The sequence below is a fragment of the Methylovorus sp. MM2 genome (assembly GCF_001648895.1).
In the GTDB taxonomy this organism is placed as follows: domain Bacteria; phylum Pseudomonadota; class Gammaproteobacteria; order Burkholderiales; family Methylophilaceae; genus MM1.
Map to the genome: position 1 here is coordinate 786984 of NZ_LXUF01000001.1, position 16084 is coordinate 803067.

The 16084-nt window shown below is 47.0% G+C and carries 21 protein-coding genes; 14 read left to right on the plus strand and 7 right to left on the minus strand.

The genetic code is table 11. The annotated features are described in order from the left end of the window. Nucleotides 1-36: 36 nt before the first annotated feature. A complete protein-coding gene (locus tag A7981_RS03595) occupies nt 37-516 on the minus strand; it encodes a peptidylprolyl isomerase (RefSeq protein ID WP_067264123.1) in 480 nt (159 codons plus the stop codon). Between the two features lie 58 nt (nt 517-574). Next, nucleotides 575-1039, minus strand: a complete 465-nt coding sequence (locus A7981_RS03600; RefSeq protein WP_067264126.1) for a peroxiredoxin — start codon at nt 1037-1039, stop codon at nt 575-577. Between the two features lie 78 nt (nt 1040-1117). On the opposite strand from A7981_RS03600, the gene A7981_RS03605 reads away from it, so the two are divergent. The 4 genes from A7981_RS03605 (at nt 1118) to A7981_RS03620 (ending at nt 4046) form a co-directional block, all read left to right on the plus strand. Further along, nucleotides 1118-2290 (plus strand): cupin domain-containing protein, encoded by a 1173-nt coding sequence (locus tag A7981_RS03605; RefSeq protein WP_067266471.1) that lies wholly within the window; start codon nt 1118-1120, stop codon nt 2288-2290. A gap of 28 nt (nt 2291-2318) precedes the next feature. After that, entirely contained in the window at nt 2319-2819 is a 501-nt protein-coding gene (locus tag A7981_RS03610; RefSeq protein ID WP_067264130.1) for a hypothetical protein, read from the plus strand. Between the two features lie 8 nt (nt 2820-2827). Beyond that, nucleotides 2828-3646, plus strand: a complete 819-nt coding sequence (locus A7981_RS03615; RefSeq protein ID WP_067266474.1) for a secretin N-terminal domain-containing protein — start codon at nt 2828-2830, stop codon at nt 3644-3646. 181 nt (nt 3647-3827) lie between these two features. Next, entirely contained in the window at nt 3828-4046 is a 219-nt protein-coding gene (locus A7981_RS03620; protein WP_067264133.1) for a hypothetical protein, read from the plus strand. Between the two features lie 105 nt (nt 4047-4151). Here A7981_RS03620 and A7981_RS03625 read toward each other — a convergent pair whose 3' ends face one another. The 3 genes from A7981_RS03625 to dapA are packed head-to-tail and all read right to left on the minus strand — an operon-like array spanning nt 4152 to nt 7165. Next, the gene (locus A7981_RS03625) at nt 4152-4925 is read right to left on the minus strand and encodes an MBL fold metallo-hydrolase (protein WP_067266476.1); all 774 of its coding nucleotides are present in this window, start codon (nt 4923-4925) and stop codon (nt 4152-4154) included. A 43-nt stretch (nt 4926-4968) separates the two neighbouring features. Continuing rightward, the gene (bamC, locus tag A7981_RS03630) at nt 4969-6246 is read right to left on the minus strand and encodes an outer membrane protein assembly factor BamC (protein WP_254258490.1); all 1278 of its coding nucleotides are present in this window, start codon (nt 6244-6246) and stop codon (nt 4969-4971) included. A gap of 46 nt (nt 6247-6292) precedes the next feature. After that, nucleotides 6293-7165: a 4-hydroxy-tetrahydrodipicolinate synthase gene (gene dapA, locus A7981_RS03635; RefSeq protein ID WP_067264139.1), complete on the minus strand. Its 873-nt coding sequence runs from the start codon at nt 7163-7165 to the stop codon at nt 6293-6295. 277 nt (nt 7166-7442) lie between these two features. On the opposite strand from dapA, the gene rsxB reads away from it, so the two are divergent. From rsxB to A7981_RS03680, 9 genes are all read left to right on the plus strand, one after another. Beyond that, nucleotides 7443-8162 (plus strand): electron transport complex subunit RsxB, encoded by a 720-nt coding sequence (rsxB, locus tag A7981_RS03640; protein WP_082889201.1) that lies wholly within the window; start codon nt 7443-7445, stop codon nt 8160-8162. After that, entirely contained in the window at nt 8162-8794 is a 633-nt protein-coding gene (nth, locus tag A7981_RS03645) for an endonuclease III (RefSeq protein ID WP_067264142.1), read from the plus strand. The genes rsxB and nth overlap by 1 nt, the downstream gene beginning before the upstream one ends. Further along, nucleotides 8794-9870 carry an FIST C-terminal domain-containing protein gene (locus A7981_RS03650; RefSeq protein ID WP_067264144.1) on the plus strand — a complete coding sequence of 359 codons (1077 nt, stop codon included), beginning with the start codon at nt 8794-8796 and terminating at the stop codon, nt 9868-9870. Before nth ends, A7981_RS03650 begins: the two co-directional genes overlap by 1 nt. A gap of 72 nt (nt 9871-9942) precedes the next feature. Continuing rightward, nucleotides 9943-10380, plus strand: coding sequence for a DUF1841 family protein (locus A7981_RS03655; protein ID WP_067264148.1), 438 nt, complete (start codon nt 9943-9945; stop codon nt 10378-10380). Continuing rightward, the gene (locus A7981_RS03660) at nt 10373-10936 is read left to right on the plus strand and encodes a sigma-70 family RNA polymerase sigma factor (RefSeq protein ID WP_067264151.1); all 564 of its coding nucleotides are present in this window, start codon (nt 10373-10375) and stop codon (nt 10934-10936) included. The genes A7981_RS03655 and A7981_RS03660 overlap by 8 nt, the downstream gene beginning before the upstream one ends. After that, nucleotides 10937-11188: a zf-HC2 domain-containing protein gene (locus tag A7981_RS03665; RefSeq protein WP_067264154.1), complete on the plus strand. Its 252-nt coding sequence runs from the start codon at nt 10937-10939 to the stop codon at nt 11186-11188. A 74-nt stretch (nt 11189-11262) separates the two neighbouring features. Beyond that, nucleotides 11263-11577, plus strand: coding sequence for a hypothetical protein (locus A7981_RS03670; RefSeq protein ID WP_067264158.1), 315 nt, complete (start codon nt 11263-11265; stop codon nt 11575-11577). Between the two features lie 47 nt (nt 11578-11624). Further along, entirely contained in the window at nt 11625-12518 is an 894-nt protein-coding gene (locus A7981_RS03675; RefSeq protein ID WP_067264161.1) for a DUF692 domain-containing protein, read from the plus strand. Continuing rightward, the gene (locus A7981_RS03680; protein WP_067264164.1) at nt 12518-13279 is read left to right on the plus strand and encodes a DUF2063 domain-containing protein; all 762 of its coding nucleotides are present in this window, start codon (nt 12518-12520) and stop codon (nt 13277-13279) included. Before A7981_RS03675 ends, A7981_RS03680 begins: the two co-directional genes overlap by 1 nt. A 1-nt stretch (nt 13280) precedes the next feature. Here A7981_RS03680 and A7981_RS03685 read toward each other — a convergent pair whose 3' ends face one another. Both A7981_RS03685 and nadB read right to left on the minus strand, forming a co-directional pair. After that, nucleotides 13281-13622: a hypothetical protein gene (locus A7981_RS03685; protein ID WP_254258491.1), complete on the minus strand. Its 342-nt coding sequence runs from the start codon at nt 13620-13622 to the stop codon at nt 13281-13283. A gap of 11 nt (nt 13623-13633) precedes the next feature. Next, the gene (nadB, locus tag A7981_RS03690) at nt 13634-15247 is read right to left on the minus strand and encodes an L-aspartate oxidase (RefSeq protein ID WP_067264168.1); all 1614 of its coding nucleotides are present in this window, start codon (nt 15245-15247) and stop codon (nt 13634-13636) included. A gap of 169 nt (nt 15248-15416) precedes the next feature. On the opposite strand from nadB, the gene rpoE reads away from it, so the two are divergent. Then, nucleotides 15417-16058, plus strand: a complete 642-nt coding sequence (rpoE, locus tag A7981_RS03695; RefSeq protein WP_305791265.1) for an RNA polymerase sigma factor RpoE — start codon at nt 15417-15419, stop codon at nt 16056-16058. The last annotated feature ends 26 nt before the right edge of the window (nt 16059-16084 follow it).

Sequence of the window (16084 nt, forward strand, 5' to 3'; positions counted from 1 at the left end):
AACTGGTGCTTTTAAAGAGGCCAATATTTTTAAGGCCTAGTGGTGATGACCACCGGCGCCATGTACGTGACCGTGTGATATCTCTTCCTGACCGGCCGTGCGTACGTCTGTAATGGTCGCCTTGAACAATACACGCTCACCCGCCCAAGGATGGTTGCCATCCACGATCACCTTGCCATCTTCGATGTTGGTGATTGTATAAAGAATCACCTCACCGCTGTCGTCTTCACCTTCGAACTGCATGCCGACTTTTAAATCTTTGCTTGGGAATGCTGAAGCTGGTTCCATTTGTACCAGATCCTCATCATAATCACCAAATGCATCCGCAGGCTCTAATGTGATCTCAATGCTGTCACCGGCAGATTTGCCGTGCAACTCTTCTTCCACTTTTGGGAAGATATTGTCATAGCCGCCATGTAAATAATTGACCGGCTCGGCACTTGATTCTAAGACGTTACCTTCCGAGTCACGGAGTTCATAAGTCATGGTAACAACAGTGTTCATGGCGATTTGCATGTTTTTTTCCTAACTTTTAAAAATTACTACAACTAATCCATTGGTTCTAAATGATGATTTAACTAAGGTCTTTTACTAACCCCAGCACTTCATGTGCGTGACCTTTGGCCACGACACCATATTGCATACTGCGTAACACCCCTTCGCTATCGATGAGGAAAGTCGAGCGTACGATTCCCATCTTCTTGATGCCGTCTTTTTCTTTTTCCTGCCAGACTTTATATTTTTCGCATATCTTGCCATCCACATCAGCTAGTAGGATGACGGCCAGACCATGTTTATCCCGAAAGGCTGCATGGCTGATGCAGTCATCTTTACTGACGCCTACAACTACCGTGTTTTGCTTGATGAATTCATCTTCAAGATCACTGAATTCAATCGCTTCAACCGTACAGCCTGGGGTGTCGTCTTTCGGATAGAAATACAGAACTATTTTCTTGCCGCGGAGTTTGGAAAGTTTAAACATCTCCATATCTGCGTCAGGTAGGGAAAAATCCGGTGCAGGAGAATCAAGCTGCAACATAGCGCGGGAGCCGTTACTTAAGATGAATTCATTCTACCTCATTTATCCATGCATAAAGCAATGCGCTATCATGCCGATATGAAAAAAAATCTTGCCCATGTAGATAAAAAACAACAATTAGCCAGCCTGCTTGGTGGTATCTCGCCCGAGCACTTCTTAGCTGATTACTGGCAGAAGAAACCACTGCTTATTCGTGCAGCCATTCCAAGTTTTCAAGGCCTTTTAGACCCTAATGAATTAGCCGGATTGGCATGTGAGGATGAGGTGCAATCGCGTTTGGTGATACAGCAACGAGGCAAGTGGAAACTGGAAAGCGGCCCATTTGAGGAAAACCGCTTTGCCAAATTACCGGAAACGAACTGGACATTGCTTGTGCAAAGTGTGAACCATCATTTGCAGGAAGCGACTGATCTTTTGCAACACTTTGATTTCATCCCCCATGCAAGGTTGGATGATCTCATGGTGAGCTATGCGCCAGATGGCGGTGGTGTCGGCCCGCATTTCGATTCATACGATGTATTCTTGCTGCAAGGTCAAGGTAAACGGCTATGGCGTGTTAGTGAGCAGGATGACCTTTCACTGGTAGATGGTGCGCCGCTACGTATTCTTGAGAATTTTCAGGTAGAGCAAGAGTATCTACTGGAGGCTGGAGATATGCTTTATTTGCCCCCCCACGTTGCGCATTGGGGCATTGCCGTTGGCGATTGTATGACGTATTCGATCGGGTTCCGAGCACCTGCTGCAAAAGAGCTCACGCAGGAATTTCTCAGTTTTTTGCATGATGATATCGCCAGCATGCAAAGTGGTGCAGGCAACATGTATTCTGATCCCGACTTGGAATTACAAAACCAGCCTGCCGAAATCAGCGCGCAGATGGTAAACAAGGTTCACAACATACTTAGCAATATCCGCTGGGATAAACATGATGTCGCCAGATTTTTGGGTAAATACCTTTCTGAGCCCAAGCCAGATGTTTTTTTTGATACGCCAAAGCCTATCACCATGAAAATATTTACTGAGCGGCTTAAAAAAAATGGCATTCAGCTAAGTCTGAAAAGTCAGATGCTCTTCCATGAAGAGTATTGCTTTATTAATGGAGAACTGGTCGAGCAAGCTTCAGCGGATATTGAGGCTATTCGCATGCTGGCTAATCAACGCAAGATACCGCCACAGGATTTTTATACGAATGCGCTGGTCACACAATTACATGCGTGGTATTTATCCGGGTACTTGGTTTTCTCCAAACAATAAGTCTTTCCATAATATTAGGAGTGCATAGATGGCAGAAGAAAAACCTGAGTTGGTTCCCGATGAAATCATCCTCGGCGAGGCCAATTATAGAGAAGCCTTAAATCTGGTGATAGCCAGCGCTGAAAGCGAGCTGTTGATATTCGATGAAGATTTGTCAAAAGGGGATTACGCAAGTCTGAAGCGTTTTGAGTTGATTCGCGATTTTCTCTCTAAAGGCTCAACCACTAAACTGATTATTATCCTGCACGATACCGCCTACTTTACCTCTCGTTGCCCGCGGCTGTTCGCGCTTTTGCAGACTTACGGGCACTTGATGTCGGTTTATCAGACGACCGAACAGGCGAAAGTTGCTAAGGATATATTTATCATTGCCGACCAAAAACACTATCTGCGACGCTTTCATGTCGATCAGGCACGTTTTAAGTATGCATTCGACGATGAAAAAACAGCCAATATGCTCAATATGCGCTTTGATGAGCTAAGGGAGTGGACAGGTGAAGCGGTTTCTCCTACCACCTTGGGGTTATGATGCATACGATGAAAAAACTATTTCTGGCTTGTGTTTTATTTATGCTGAGCGCTGTGGCAAATGCGCAGGTCGAGTTCAGGATGATCACCCTGCAACATCGTTTTGCCAATGATGTCCTACCTACCGTACAACAGATGGTTGGGCCTGAGGGCAGTGCTGGCGCTATCGATAACCAACTATGGGTGCGAGCCACACCTGAACGTTTGGCAATGATAGAAGAGATCGTTGCTTCATTAGATACTGCACGTAAGAATATGCGTATCACGATTAGCCACGATGATGTCCGACAATCGGATAGCCTTGGTGGAGGTGTCAGTGGTAGTGGCCGGATTGGCGATGTCCGTGTCGGCGTTGGAGGTGTTCAAAGTTATGAGCGACGCGATGGTGTACGCATCGACCTCAATCAAAGGCAAAGCAATACATCATCAAGCGGAAGCGAGTTCGTCTCTGTGGTAGATGGTGAACGTGCTTTTATTCGTGTAGGTCAATCTGTGCCTTTTACCCAGCAATGGGTGATGTTTTCGCAAAGATATTTAAGCACTTACCAGACAACTGATTTCAGGGATATCACCACAGGCTTCGCTGTACGACCAAGGCATATCGGTGGTTTGGTCGAGCTCGAGATCACACCGCGTATTGCCAAGCTTAACAATATGGGCTTTATTGATTTTGAGGAGCTTTCGACTGTAGTTAGAGTCAAGCCGGGCGAGTGGTTTGACCTCGGTGGTAATATGCAATCACGAGATGATGTGAGTCGAGCGATATTAAGTCAGCAGCAGGGCAGTGAAAGCCGTAGCAGTAAGCTGATGATAAAAGTGGATGATTAGCTTTACCTCATCATGCTAGATTTAAATTTAAGTAAAAAATAGACATTATTTGATAAATATATCCAGAGATTAGACAAAAAAGCTGTTTTTTTTTCTCGGAGCTGGTAGAATTTTTGTACTCGGTAACGCCAGCTATGGTTGCCGTAACTGGTTAATTTATGATTATTTTAAGGGAAACAAAATGACACGTTCCGCTCTGTTAGCTGCTTTACTTGCACTTGCTCTTACCGCTTGCGGTCAAAAAGAAGAAGAAGCTCCAGTTGAAGCTCCTGCTGTTGAAGCACCAGCTGCTGAAGTACCAGCTCCTGCTGCTGAAACTCCAGCTCCAGAAGCTCCTGCTGCTGAAACTCCAGCTGAAGCACCAGCTGCTGAAACTCCAGCTCCAGCTGAAGCTAAGTAATAGCTAGCGTTATTTAATAACGCAAACTAAGCAAAAAGCCGACTTAAAGTCGGCTTTTTGCTTTATTAGTGTCGCTAAAGATGTACTGTCTGGAGGTAGCTAAATCTAGCTAATTTGCCGCCATTCAAAGCCTGTGTCCTGATTGGCGATACCTATCCAATCTTCTGCACAGTTCAATGCAGCACTCATCACTTTTCTTACAATCGCTTCACTATTGTTTTTAGCGCTGAGATGGGCGGCCAGAATATGTTGTAGCTTGCTCGTGTCGATTCTTTGTAAAATCGCTGCGGATGATGCATTATCCAAATGCCCAAGTCGGCCACTGACGCGTTGCTTGAGTGACCATGTATAAGGCCCATTCATCAGCATATCGAGATCGTGGTTGCACTCTATAAGCAAGGCATCACACGCCGTCAGCATGCTCTCGATGTGCGGAGTGGATGTGCCTGTATCTGTCAACACACCGAATCTCTTCGCACCATCAGTAAAAACAAACTGTACTGGCTCACGTGCATCGTGTGGAACAGGAAATGGGTGAACCAACATATCGCCAATGCTAAAAGGTTGGTGGCTGTCTATGACATGGATGTCGAAATCGCAGTTTTTAGGCAAGAAGCGTTCTGTCATCTGTAACGTGCCGTATGTCAGCCAGACCGGAATGCGATATTTATTGGCTAGTTTGAATACACCACCTGCATGATCGTCATGCTCATGTGTGACCAGAATGCCGGATAGAGTCTCTGGTGTGAGCGCTAGACGTTCTATGCGAGCCACTGCATCGCGTATGCCAAACCCGCAATCCAGCAGCAGTCTGGTGGTGTTTTTTTCTACCACTAGGCCATTGCCAGCACTGCCGCTACCTAATGAGGCGAATCGCATCATGCGGTAGCGGCGAGTTTTTGGGGCATGGTTGCTATATTGATTATTTCAGCTGTTCGTAAAGCAGATTGGTGATACGGCCCGCTGTAGCAGAGCGATTCTGATTGCCATCTTTATCTACCACGGTGACTTTTGTATCATTGGCATTGCTGTCTTCTACTCTGATGCGATATTGTTTTTCAGGAGTGGATTTTTCTTTCTCATCACTTCCCCAGAACGAGCCTTTGTCTGCTTTTTTCGTAGCGCTATCATCGGCTTTGTCAGCGTCTTTGTCTTCATCCCCCCAGAATTTTAGGGAGCTAAGCACGCCTTTCTTTTTATTCGGTGCGTCAGTCGCATCAAGATCAGTATAGCGCACGAAGAATAATCCATTTGAGCGGTCACGATCCTCAACCAAGAACCCTACACGGTCGAGTGCTAAGCCTACACGACGCCATGCCCGGTCAAATGGATCATTGACGACGAGGTTCAATGTGCCATCACTGTCTTTAGTTAGTTTTGCGCGTTGCTGGTTGCTGGCCGTACTGATGACTGCACGTGATTTCTGCTCAGAAACACCTAGACGCACCATTAAACGGCGGAGTAGTTCTGCATCGATGTCCTCCGCTGTTGCGCGGGCTTCATCTGCTTTACTGACTTTAGCATTACTTGGTGCGTAACCTTGCTCAATTTCTCCGGCGATTGTGCGGATGCGAACCTTGCCATCGTCCTGAGCGCTGGCAACTGAGCGGTGGCTTAAGTAGATTTCAGTCGTATCTGTAGTGACACCGCGGTCGATACGGGTACGGAATTTTTGGCGAGTCTGCAGGGTATTGAGTTTATCCAGCCAGCCTTGGAATTTCTCTAGGTAATTGCCTTTGTCATCTTTTGTCAGGTTTGATGGGTCAACCCATTCAGTTTCCATCACGCCTGTTTGCGGATTTTCTACGCGAACAGCAAAACCAAGCTCGGACCAGAAATCACGAATGGCGGGCCATATTTTTTCTGGTGAGCCTTGTACCACTAACCAGCGTTGCGAGCCTGCACGTTCGAGGCGAACGTTGTCAGGGTTTTCCAGTATCTTTTCCTCTGCTGGGCCTTGTGCATCCTGACCTTGGCTGTAGCTAGAGTATGTGGTGGAGCCGCCAGGTACAGAGTATGTGTCACTAGTCGAGATGGAAGTCAGGTCAGGCGGCACTTCTAATGGGCGTGAGCGACCAGCGGCCTTGTAGTCGGAAGAGTTATCGACAAAGGGAATAGAGTCGCAACTACTTAGCAATACTGTTAATACCGTAGCGAGTGCTAATTTACTGATAGCTGTCTGGTTCATGCGGTTTCTCATAGCTTAAAATGTTGTTTCCCTGAATGCTTGCGATCATGATTGACGATCAAAGTGAGGCTTTTTTCATGGCGCTGCGTAGCGTATCGTGATATTGCGAAGATAGTGTGACAAGCGGCAAGCGAATGCCTGAGCCTATAAGCCCCATCTCTTCTAACACCCATTTAACCGGAATCGGGTTTGCTTCTACAAATAATTTTTGGTGTAAGGCGAATAATTTGCCGTTGATCTCGCGTGCCGATTGAATGTCACCTTGTGCCGCGGCAACGCACATCTCATGCATTAATCTTGGCGCAACGTTCGCCGTGACTGAAATGACACCCTGCGCGCCCAGTAGCATCAATGCAAGTCCTGTTGCATCGTCACCACTGACTATCGCGAAATCGCTAGGCGCCCGCAATATCAGATCTGTACCGCGCTCGATACTGCCTGTTGCATCTTTGATGCCGATGATATTCTTGATGCTGGCGAGCCTTAGCGCTGTGTCATTGCTGATGTCGCAACCTGTTCTGCCCGGTACGTTATAAAGTATCTGCGGGATATCTACGGCCTCAGCGATTGTGCGGTAGTGTTGGTACAGACCTTCTTGTGTCGGTTTGTTGTAATAAGGTGCAACCAGTAGGCAGGCATCTGCGCCAAGCTCTTTAGCTTTCTGTGTCAGCTGGATGGCTTCTTGCGTTGAATTAGCGCCGGTACCTGCAATCACTGGTACACGGCCTGCGACTTGCTCGATAGTCGTGCTGATCAATAAGCAATGTTCATCAAAATCAACGGTAGGCGATTCGCCAGTCGTACCGACGATGACAATCCCATCGGTACCTTCCTGAATGTGGAAGTCGATGAGTGCGCGTAATGCTTTAAGATCGAGGCCGCCATCGGCAAGCATGGGGGTAACGATGGCAACAAAACTGCCTTGCAGCATGATGAACCTAGAATGAATTAAATCGGGATATTCTAACCGAAACTGGCTTTAGCTGAAACTGAGTATGTAGATATGTTTTTGTACAGATTCATTATTTTACATGTGTAAGTGCTATAAATCGCTGTGATTTTGAATGGTAAACTACTGGGTATGCATCAGAATCGATATCGCCTTAGATTGACTGCTATCAAGTGGTGATTTTTTATTCAATAATAACAATTGGTTATGTGTTTGATGACTTGCACATCTTTTAATTTCGCCTGTATAGCAAAACATCATGCTCACTGACTTTTCCGTAGCTGTGCAATCGCGTACCCCCCATCAGGGGCGTGATGCTGCTGTTTTGGTTCAGCGCATAGATGCAATATTGCCGCAAACACAATGCACGCAATGTGGATATTCAGGATGCAAGCCTTATGCAGAGGCGATTGCGCAAGGTGATGCGGATATTAATCAATGTCCACCGGGTGGCGATGCAGGCATTCATGCGCTGGCAAAACTACTTAAACGTGAATATAAGCCTTTGAATCTTGAGCATGGGATATATAAGCCCAAGGCATTGGCAGTGATTGATGAGAGTGTGTGTATCGGTTGCACATTATGCATTCAGGCTTGCCCTGTCGATGCGATTCTCGGTGCGGCTAAATATATGCATACGGTGATAGCCGAAGAGTGTACCGGATGCGAGCTTTGTATCGCCCCTTGTCCAGTGGACTGTATTACCATGGCACCCTTTGAAAACCCTGAAAGAGCGGGTTGGTTTTTTGAAGCAATACTCAATATTGGCGCGAAGAAACCGGCAGATATAGCGCGTGAACGTTATGAATCCAGACTGCAACGGCTAAAACTCGAAGAGTCTGAACGTTTGCAAAGAAATGCCAATCTACCCGCATCGGCAGCGCAAGATCCTAAGAAAGCAGCGATTATGGCGGCGATGGCACGCGCTAATATGCCGAAAGACAACAAGCGCCCTGAAGAAAATAAAGCGAATAGTTAATGAATGCCGTAACCCGCCATGAGATATTTCGCCGCTTGAGTATTGCGATCCCTGAGCCTGCTACCGAGCTGGTGCATAGCAGCGTGTTTGAGCTATTGATTGCAGTGATATTATCTGCGCAGGCGACAGATAAAGGCGTCAATATTGCAACCGCTAAATTATATCCGGTAGCTAATACGCCCCAAGCGATATTTGATTTAGGTATTGAGGGTTTGGAACGCTATATCAGGACGATTGGTCTTTATCACGGCAAGGCCAAGAACATCATCGAGACGTGCCGTCTTCTGGTCGAACGATACGATGGGCAGGTGCCTAATACGCGTGAAGCGTTGGAAAGCCTACCCGGTGTTGGGCGCAAGACAGCGAATGTTATCCTGAATACGGCTTTTGGCCAGCCGACAATCGCGGTAGATACCCATATATTTCGCCTTGGGAATCGTATCGGATTGGCCCCGGGAAAGACGCCGCTGGATGTCGAAATGAGGCTGATGAAAGCAGTCCCTAAGGAGTACTTGCATGATGCGCATCACCTGCTTATCCTGCATGGTCGTTATACCTGTATTGCCCGTAAACCCAAGTGTGGAGAGTGTGTGATTTTCGATCTGTGTGAGTTCAAAGGTAAAGAGATTTGATGCAAGCCGCAACGGGTTTGGCGATAGGTCGTCGAGTCGATCCACAACTGGCTGCAACTGCGGTAGAGCAGGCGATGCAGCAGTTAGATATCACGACAGCTAGCAGTGTCTTGCTGTTTCTTACATCCGAATTTGCCAATGACCCTTTGCCTGCCATACGTGCCGCGGCCAAAGCAGCAAGCTGTACGCAAGTGATCGGTTGCTCAGCCCCGGGAATATTCACAGAGCAGGATTGGGTATTGGATGCGCCTGCTGCGGCCGTCATGGTGTTCGGTAATGGTGTCAGTATCCACCATGTGAGTGAAAGGCCTGAGCAGGAGATCGTATTGGCACTTGCCGCGCCCAACGCGATCAATTCCAACCGTATCATCGCCTCAGGCATACGTTTTGGCGGTGTATCGGGCGATGCGACAGGGCAGGGGCCTTTCTCTGTCTGGCAGAATGCAAAGGGCATCGTCAGCGGATATTGCGAAGCAGCTTTTTCCGGCCTGAATGCGGCGGTATCTGCTGCGCATGATGTCAAGTTGTTAGGTAAGCCCCAATTGATTACAAGGGTTGATGGGCATGATGTGCAAAGCTTAGGCGATACCACTGCCTTGCAATCGCTGCATGCGGCTTGTCGTGGGCATGAGTCTTTACCTTTACATCTTTTGATGGCGGTTTTTGCTGACTATCCAGAGGTGATTACGCGCGGCGATTACCAGCTAGCAACGTTGATCAGCGTAAATGACGATGAGGGCTCGGTGACAATTGCCAAGCCTTTGCAAGAAGGGCAGTATTTATCATGGGCGATCCGTGATACGCAAGCAGCGCAAGATAATCTGGAAAACGTGGTGAATAAATTAGTCGCCGATCTTGAGACAATGCCTGATTTTGGATTGATGTTTTCCTGTTTGGGTCGCGGGCCTTATTTTTACGATGGTGTAGATCGGGATCTCATGTTGTTAAAAGAAAAATTCCCCGATATGCCCTTTATCGGGTTTTATGGCAATGGCGAGATCGCACCGATCAATGGCGTGAATGAGTTGTTGCAATACTCTGCGGTGCTTGGCCTATTCGCGCGTAGTGAAATATGAAGTCAGTCTGTTTCTTGATCTTCACATTGTTGCAATCCGAGACGCTGCTGCCTAAGCGTTTAGGGATTTAATATGGCTTTATTCAACCCAAGCCGAGATCAAGTTCGCCAGTTCTTTTTTGATACTTGGGCAAAATTTCAGCAACAAGCGGCGTTAACGGATATCGAGAAGCTCGCCATCGAAATCATTCAGATGCACCCCGAGTACCATGCAGTGTTAAATGCACCAGAAAGATATCTGGATCAGGCGTATTTTCCTGAGATGGGCGAGACCAATCCATTTCTGCATATGAGTTTGCATCTCTCCATCCTTGAACAAATCGCCATTAATCAGCCACCGGGGATCTCGGCGGCATATCAGTCACTTCTTGCTAAGTATGATGATGTCTTGATGGCGCAACATGACTTGATGGATTGCCTGGCCGAGACCATCTGGCAGTCACAACGTAGCGGATTGCCGCCAGATGCTGAAGCATACATCGCGTGCATGCAGGCTAAAGTCAATGGCTAATCAAGAGCACGTCTGGTTGGTAGAGCATGGCGATTATCTCTATCGCTTTGCGCTTGCGCGATTACGTGATCCGCATCAGGCCGAAGATGTTGTGCAGGAGACCTTGCTGGCTGCTATTCAAAACCAAACCTATGAAGGTAAGTCAGCGCCACGTACTTGGTTAACAGGCATTCTGAAACATAAGATCATCGATCTTATCCGCAAACAGGTGCGCGAGCAGCCACTGGAAAATCCTGAAGAAGCTTTACCAGATGAGCCGGGAATGGAGGAATACTTTTCCATCGATAAACGCCATTGGGATGATAAACCCCAGCAATGGGATGCGCCTGAAGACGCGCTGGAGCAAAAGCAGTTTCTCGGCATCATGCAAGACTGCATGGATAGATTACCTAAAAAATTGGCCAGTCTTTTTATGTTGCGAGAAGTGCTGGAAGAAGATAACGAAAAAATTTGTAAGGAACTGGAGATTACCGCGACGAATGCATGGGTGATGTTATATCGCGCCCGAATGGGGTTAAGGAAATGTCTGGAATTACATTGGATGGGCAAAGATTAAATGCTTAGTTGTAAACAAGCCAGCCAGCTGATTTCGCAGTCACTTGATCGGCGATTAAATATGCGAGAACGTATCAATTTGCGTATGCATTTGATGATATGTGATGTTTGCCGGAGATTCACTCGGCAGCTACATGAGATACGTGCGCGCATAAAAGCAGGGATTCGCCAAATTGAGCATGATGAAGACTTAAGATTAGCCCCACAAGCGAAAGAGCGTATTTCAGTCGCCATTGAAAAAGGCGTGCACTAGGCTGAAAGCGCTAAATTTTATCAAACATCAACTTTATCAAGCAAAAGAACGCTTAAATCGTTAAGGAGAATCACATGAAAGCATCTCAAAAAACTTTGGCTACAGTTATCGGTGGCGCATTCGTTATGTCAGTAGCAGCAACTGCAGTACACGCAGCAGAAAATCCTTTTGTCATGAAGACATTGTCTGCCGGCTATATGGTGGCAGAGGCTGATATGCCAGCTGAAAAGGCAAAAGACGGAAAATGTAGTACCGGTAAATGCAGCGCTACCAAAAAGCATGAAATGGAAGAAAAAGCCAAGGCCTCCGGTGATAAAGACAAAGCAAAAGATGGCTCTTGCAGCGCTGATAAAGCAAAAGAAGCCTCATGCAAGGCAGATAAGAAGTAGTCTTGTAGTTGCCCAAGTTAAAGTTGACTAAGTAAAGTTGCCTGAGCATGTCATCGGTGCAAGCGATTCATGGCGCTGGTCTGGGGCTTAAGCGAGAGCTGATTCCCCAGATACAGGCTACCTTTGAAGAAAAGTCAGGTAGAGATATGCTCTCTGCTATCGACTTTGTTGAGATCGCACCGGAGAATTGGATGGGTGTCGGTGGCCGTGCTGCTAAGCAATTAGCATGGGTCGCCGAGCACTTGCCTATTGCATGTCATGGGTTATCATTATCCTTAGGTGGACCGGATGCGCTAAATGAACGATTCCTGCATCAGGTAAAAGATTTTTTAGACCAATATCAAATCACTACTTATACCGAACACCTTAGCTACTGTACGGATGGTGGATATCTTTATGATCTTCTGCCTATCCCATTCACTGAAGAGGCTGTTTATCACACGGCAAAACGTATTCGTCGCACACAGGAAATACTGGAACGTCGTATTGCTGTTGAGAATGCCTCGTTCTATGTAGCGGCTCCCATTTCTGAAATGGACGAGCTGACTTTTATCCGTGCAGTGCTGCAAGAGGCGGATTGCGACCTACATCTAGACCTTAATAATATCTATGTGAATAGCGTTAATTTTGGGTTCGATGCGCATGATTTTCTTGAAGGTATCCCGGGTGATCGTATCGTGTATGCGCATGTTGCAGGGCACTATCAGGAAGCGCCCGACCTCATTATCGACACCCACTCACAAGATGTGATCGACCCCGTTTGGGATCTGTTAAAAGAGGCTTACCGTTTGTATGGCGTTTTCCCGACTTTGCTTGAGCGGGATAATAATATTCCGCCGTTAGCTGACTTAATGCATGAGGTCGATTACATCGCAGAATTGCAGGCACCTTATATCTCAAGTCAGAATATTTCGCGCCAAAAATTAGCAGGTAGACATTGATGAGTGATGTCGGGTTATCGGACCTTACCGCTTATCAATTAGCATTCACTGCGCATATACGTGATCCGAAAAATAACGTGCGCCCAAAAAATGTGCTCGCAAAGCGCATGCGTGTCTATACCGAGATCGTTTTTAATAATATCGAGTCGTCTGTGGCGGCGTGTTTTCCAGTCACACAAAAAGTACTGGGTAAACGGGCATGGTTAAAACTGGTACGTGGTTTCTTTGCCAATCATTCAGCACAAAGCCCGATGTTTAGAGATATTCCTAAGTCATTTCTAGATTATCTTGAAACATGTGATGGTCTGCCACCTTACTTAACAAGCCTTGCGCATTATGAGTGGGTAGAGCTGGCAGTTGCTGTGGCAGATGTGAGTGTCGATATAGAAGCTATTGATATAGCTGGTGATTATCTGGCGAAAGCACCAGTACTCTCAGCATCTTTGGCTGTGCATCAATATGATTATCCCGTGCAACAAATATCACCACTGCTCAAGCCGTTTGAGCCATTAGCTGAGCCGGTATATCTACTGGTATTCAGAGATATTGAAGATACAGTGCGTTTTATTGAGCTAAATAGCGTGACTGCAAGATTGGTCGGTATTCTGCAAGAAGAGCAATTGACTGGTCAGCAAGCTTTAGAAAAGCTCGCAAATGAGATGCCACATATCGAACCGCAGTTAATTTACACGTTTGGTGCTGAGCTAATGCAAGATTTAAAGCTGCAAGATGTTATCTTGGGGAGTAAAAGAAGTCAGTAACTCAAGGTTGAATAGTTGAGCTGAATATCGTCCAGTGCTGTTTGCCGCTATTCGTCATAGAGCAGCCAAGCGGTGTTGGCATCTTGTTTGGTTCTAGAATTTGTTTAGTATGGTCTGCGGTCTGTTTGTCCATGAACCAACGGTCGATCCAGACCACTATCGTCTCTTTCGGATTCAGATTCTGTATCGCGATGAGTTTGCCATCTTTCACAGCGCAATCTGCATCATCGATTTCAATGAGCCTGATATCTTCACCAGTCGTGTTTGAGTCTTCTGCCATTGCATATGAAGCATTCATGCAAAGCATCAAGATGAGATAAATCGCAGGTCGTAAAGTGGTCATATTGTTTATTATCAATGGTGATGCCCATGATGGCTATCTAAAAGACTGTAATAATTTGATGGCTCGATCACTGTAGGCACAGCTTCTGGCAGCATTTCAGGGTAATCTTTACTGTAATGCAAACCGCGACTTTCTTTTCGGTCGATGGCACTTTTGACGATCAATTCAGCTACCTGCAACAGATTGCGCAATTCGATCAAGTTATTGCTGATGCGGAAATTACTATAGAACTCATGCACTTCATCGCGCAGAAGATGAATACGGTGCAACGCCCGTGTTAGTCGCTTGTTTGTCCGCACGATGCCGACATAGTTCCACATCGTGCGACGTAGCTCGCTCCAGTTGTGGGTGATGATGACTTCCTCGTCGGCATCGGTCACACGGCTTTCATCCCAATAGGGCAGCGTCACAAATGGTTTTGCTTCTTGCATGAGGATATCCTGCGCTGCGGCTTGGCCGAAAACCATGCATTCCAGCAATGAGTTGCTTGCCAGGCGATTTGCGCCATGCAGTCCTGTACAGGCCGTTTCGCCAATCGCATACAGTCGTGGAATATCTGTATGCCCTTGATGATCTGTCATCACGCCACCGCAACTGAAATGCACAGCAGGTACCACTGGCATAGGCTCTTTTGTGATGTCGATGCCTAACTCCATGCAGCGACGGTATATCGTTGGAAAGTGCGCGATAATAAAGTCTGCTGGCTTGTGAGAGATATCAAGATAGACATAGTCGATACCGCGCTTCTTCATCTCAAAGTCTATCGCGCGTGCCACGACATCACGCGGGGCAAGTTCAGCGCGTGGGTCATGGTTTTGCATAAAGGGAGAGCCATCTGGCAGCTTTAAAATTCCACCCTCACCACGTAGAGCCTCGGTGATCAGAAAAGATTTGGCTTTCTGATGATACAAGCAGGTGGGGTGGAATTGGATGAATTCCATATTCGCCACCCGACACCCTGCGCGCCATGCCATGGCAACCCCATCGCCAGTGCTTACATCAGGATTTGTCGTGTATTGGTATACCTTGCCAGCACCGCCAGTTGCCAGCACGGTTTGCTGTGCAGCGATAGTGAGTACCTTGCCTGATGCGTTATCAAGTACATAAGCCCCTAAGCATTCACGCCCATCCATGCCGACTTTTTCTGCCGTAATCAAATCCACGGCGATATGGTCTTCCATGAGCGTGATATTGGCATGCTCACGGACTTTTTCTGCGAGTGTTTTTTGTACGGCGTGGCCTGTTGCATCGGCTGCATGAATGATACGTCGATGGCTGTGGCCGCCTTCTCTGGTCAAGTGGTAACCGCTATCATCATCTTCGCGGGTAAACGGTACGCCTTGCTCGATCAGCCACTCGACCGTTTCACGTCCATGCTCCGCAACGAGTCTCGTTACGGCTGCATCACACAGGCCTGCGCCTGCGATCAATGTGTCTTGTATATGCGCTTCAATAGAGTCATCATCATTGAGCACTGCGGCGATCCCACCTTGGGCCCAACTGCTTGCGCTGTCATTGATGGTGCGTTTACTGACGAGGCAAACCTGTTTTTGTGCAGCTACTTTTAAAGCAACAGTTAGTCCTGCAAGACCGCTGCCGATAATCAAAACATCAAATTGCTGCATACATATCCATTACGGTGAACTTTTGTGAGTGTATAGCTGTCTCATCAACTAAGCTAGTCAAGACAAAGCTGGGAGAATAACAGTGATTAATACTAAGAATATCCAAGAATTTTCGCGCTTGAGTTTCGTTGATACAACGATGCAAGGGTATACTCCGAAAATTAATAATATGCAGACAGGGAGCACGGTCGCTATGGGTGTGAACCCGACAGCAGGCAATCGTGAGATAGACCAAGAGCTGGTTGAGAGGGCGCAAAGTGGTGATAAGCGCGCTTTTGGCATGTTGGTTGAAAAATACCAGCGCAAACTTGGTCGCTTATTGTCACGCTTGATTCGCGATCCTTCTGAAGTTGAAGATGTGGTGCAAGAGTCTTTTATCAAGGCGTACCGCGCACTTCCGAACTTTCGTGGTGATAGCGCGTTCTATACGTGGCTATATAGAATTGGCATAAATACTGCTAAGAACTATCTGGTCGCAATGGGTCGTAGACCGATGGTATCTAACGATATCGAGATCGAAGATGCTGAAAACTTCGAGGATGGTGATGAGTTGCGCACCATGGATACCCCTGAAACAGAGTTAATGACCAAGGAAATCGCAAAAACCGTCAATGACACAGTGGCGTCATTGCCTGAGGAATTGCGTACTGCGATTACCTTGCGTGAAATTGAAGGCCTCAGCTATGAGGAAATTGCTACCCTGATGAACTGCCCGATCGGTACTGTCCGGTCACGCATTTTCAGGGCTCGTGAAACAATCGCGCAAAAACTGCGCCCGTTGCTTGATACGCCACAAGATAAGCGTTGGTAGTATTTAAGTGATGATAGGAAATTGGA

Excerpts from the sequence above, each read along its gene's own strand:
- A7981_RS03595 (WP_067264123.1), bottom strand. The coding sequence starts at position 516 with ATGCAAATCGCCATGAACACTGTTGTTACCATGACTTATGAACTCCGT.
- A7981_RS03600 (WP_067264126.1), bottom strand. The coding sequence starts at position 1,039 with ATGTTGCAGCTTGATTCTCCTGCACCGGATTTTTCCCTACCTGACGCA.
- A7981_RS03605 (WP_067266471.1), top strand. The coding sequence starts at position 1,118 with ATGAAAAAAAATCTTGCCCATGTAGATAAAAAACAACAATTAGCCAGC.
- A7981_RS03610 (WP_067264130.1), top strand. The coding sequence starts at position 2,319 with ATGGCAGAAGAAAAACCTGAGTTGGTTCCCGATGAAATCATCCTCGGC.
- A7981_RS03615 (WP_067266474.1), top strand. The coding sequence starts at position 2,828 with ATGAAAAAACTATTTCTGGCTTGTGTTTTATTTATGCTGAGCGCTGTG.
- A7981_RS03620 (WP_067264133.1), top strand. The coding sequence starts at position 3,828 with ATGACACGTTCCGCTCTGTTAGCTGCTTTACTTGCACTTGCTCTTACC.
- A7981_RS03625 (WP_067266476.1), bottom strand. The coding sequence starts at position 4,925 with ATGCGATTCGCCTCATTAGGTAGCGGCAGTGCTGGCAATGGCCTAGTG.
- bamC (WP_254258490.1), bottom strand. The coding sequence starts at position 6,246 with ATGAGAAACCGCATGAACCAGACAGCTATCAGTAAATTAGCACTCGCT.
- dapA (WP_067264139.1), bottom strand. The coding sequence starts at position 7,165 with ATGCTGCAAGGCAGTTTTGTTGCCATCGTTACCCCCATGCTTGCCGAT.
- rsxB (WP_082889201.1), top strand. The coding sequence starts at position 7,443 with ATGCTCACTGACTTTTCCGTAGCTGTGCAATCGCGTACCCCCCATCAG.
- nth (WP_067264142.1), top strand. The coding sequence starts at position 8,162 with ATGAATGCCGTAACCCGCCATGAGATATTTCGCCGCTTGAGTATTGCG.
- A7981_RS03650 (WP_067264144.1), top strand. The coding sequence starts at position 8,794 with ATGCAAGCCGCAACGGGTTTGGCGATAGGTCGTCGAGTCGATCCACAA.
- A7981_RS03655 (WP_067264148.1), top strand. The coding sequence starts at position 9,943 with ATGGCTTTATTCAACCCAAGCCGAGATCAAGTTCGCCAGTTCTTTTTT.
- A7981_RS03660 (WP_067264151.1), top strand. The coding sequence starts at position 10,373 with ATGGCTAATCAAGAGCACGTCTGGTTGGTAGAGCATGGCGATTATCTC.
- A7981_RS03665 (WP_067264154.1), top strand. The coding sequence starts at position 10,937 with ATGCTTAGTTGTAAACAAGCCAGCCAGCTGATTTCGCAGTCACTTGAT.
- A7981_RS03670 (WP_067264158.1), top strand. The coding sequence starts at position 11,263 with ATGAAAGCATCTCAAAAAACTTTGGCTACAGTTATCGGTGGCGCATTC.
- A7981_RS03675 (WP_067264161.1), top strand. The coding sequence starts at position 11,625 with ATGTCATCGGTGCAAGCGATTCATGGCGCTGGTCTGGGGCTTAAGCGA.
- A7981_RS03680 (WP_067264164.1), top strand. The coding sequence starts at position 12,518 with ATGAGTGATGTCGGGTTATCGGACCTTACCGCTTATCAATTAGCATTC.
- A7981_RS03685 (WP_254258491.1), bottom strand. The coding sequence starts at position 13,622 with ATGACCACTTTACGACCTGCGATTTATCTCATCTTGATGCTTTGCATG.
- nadB (WP_067264168.1), bottom strand. The coding sequence starts at position 15,247 with ATGCAGCAATTTGATGTTTTGATTATCGGCAGCGGTCTTGCAGGACTA.
- rpoE (WP_305791265.1), top strand. The coding sequence starts at position 15,417 with ATGCAGACAGGGAGCACGGTCGCTATGGGTGTGAACCCGACAGCAGGC.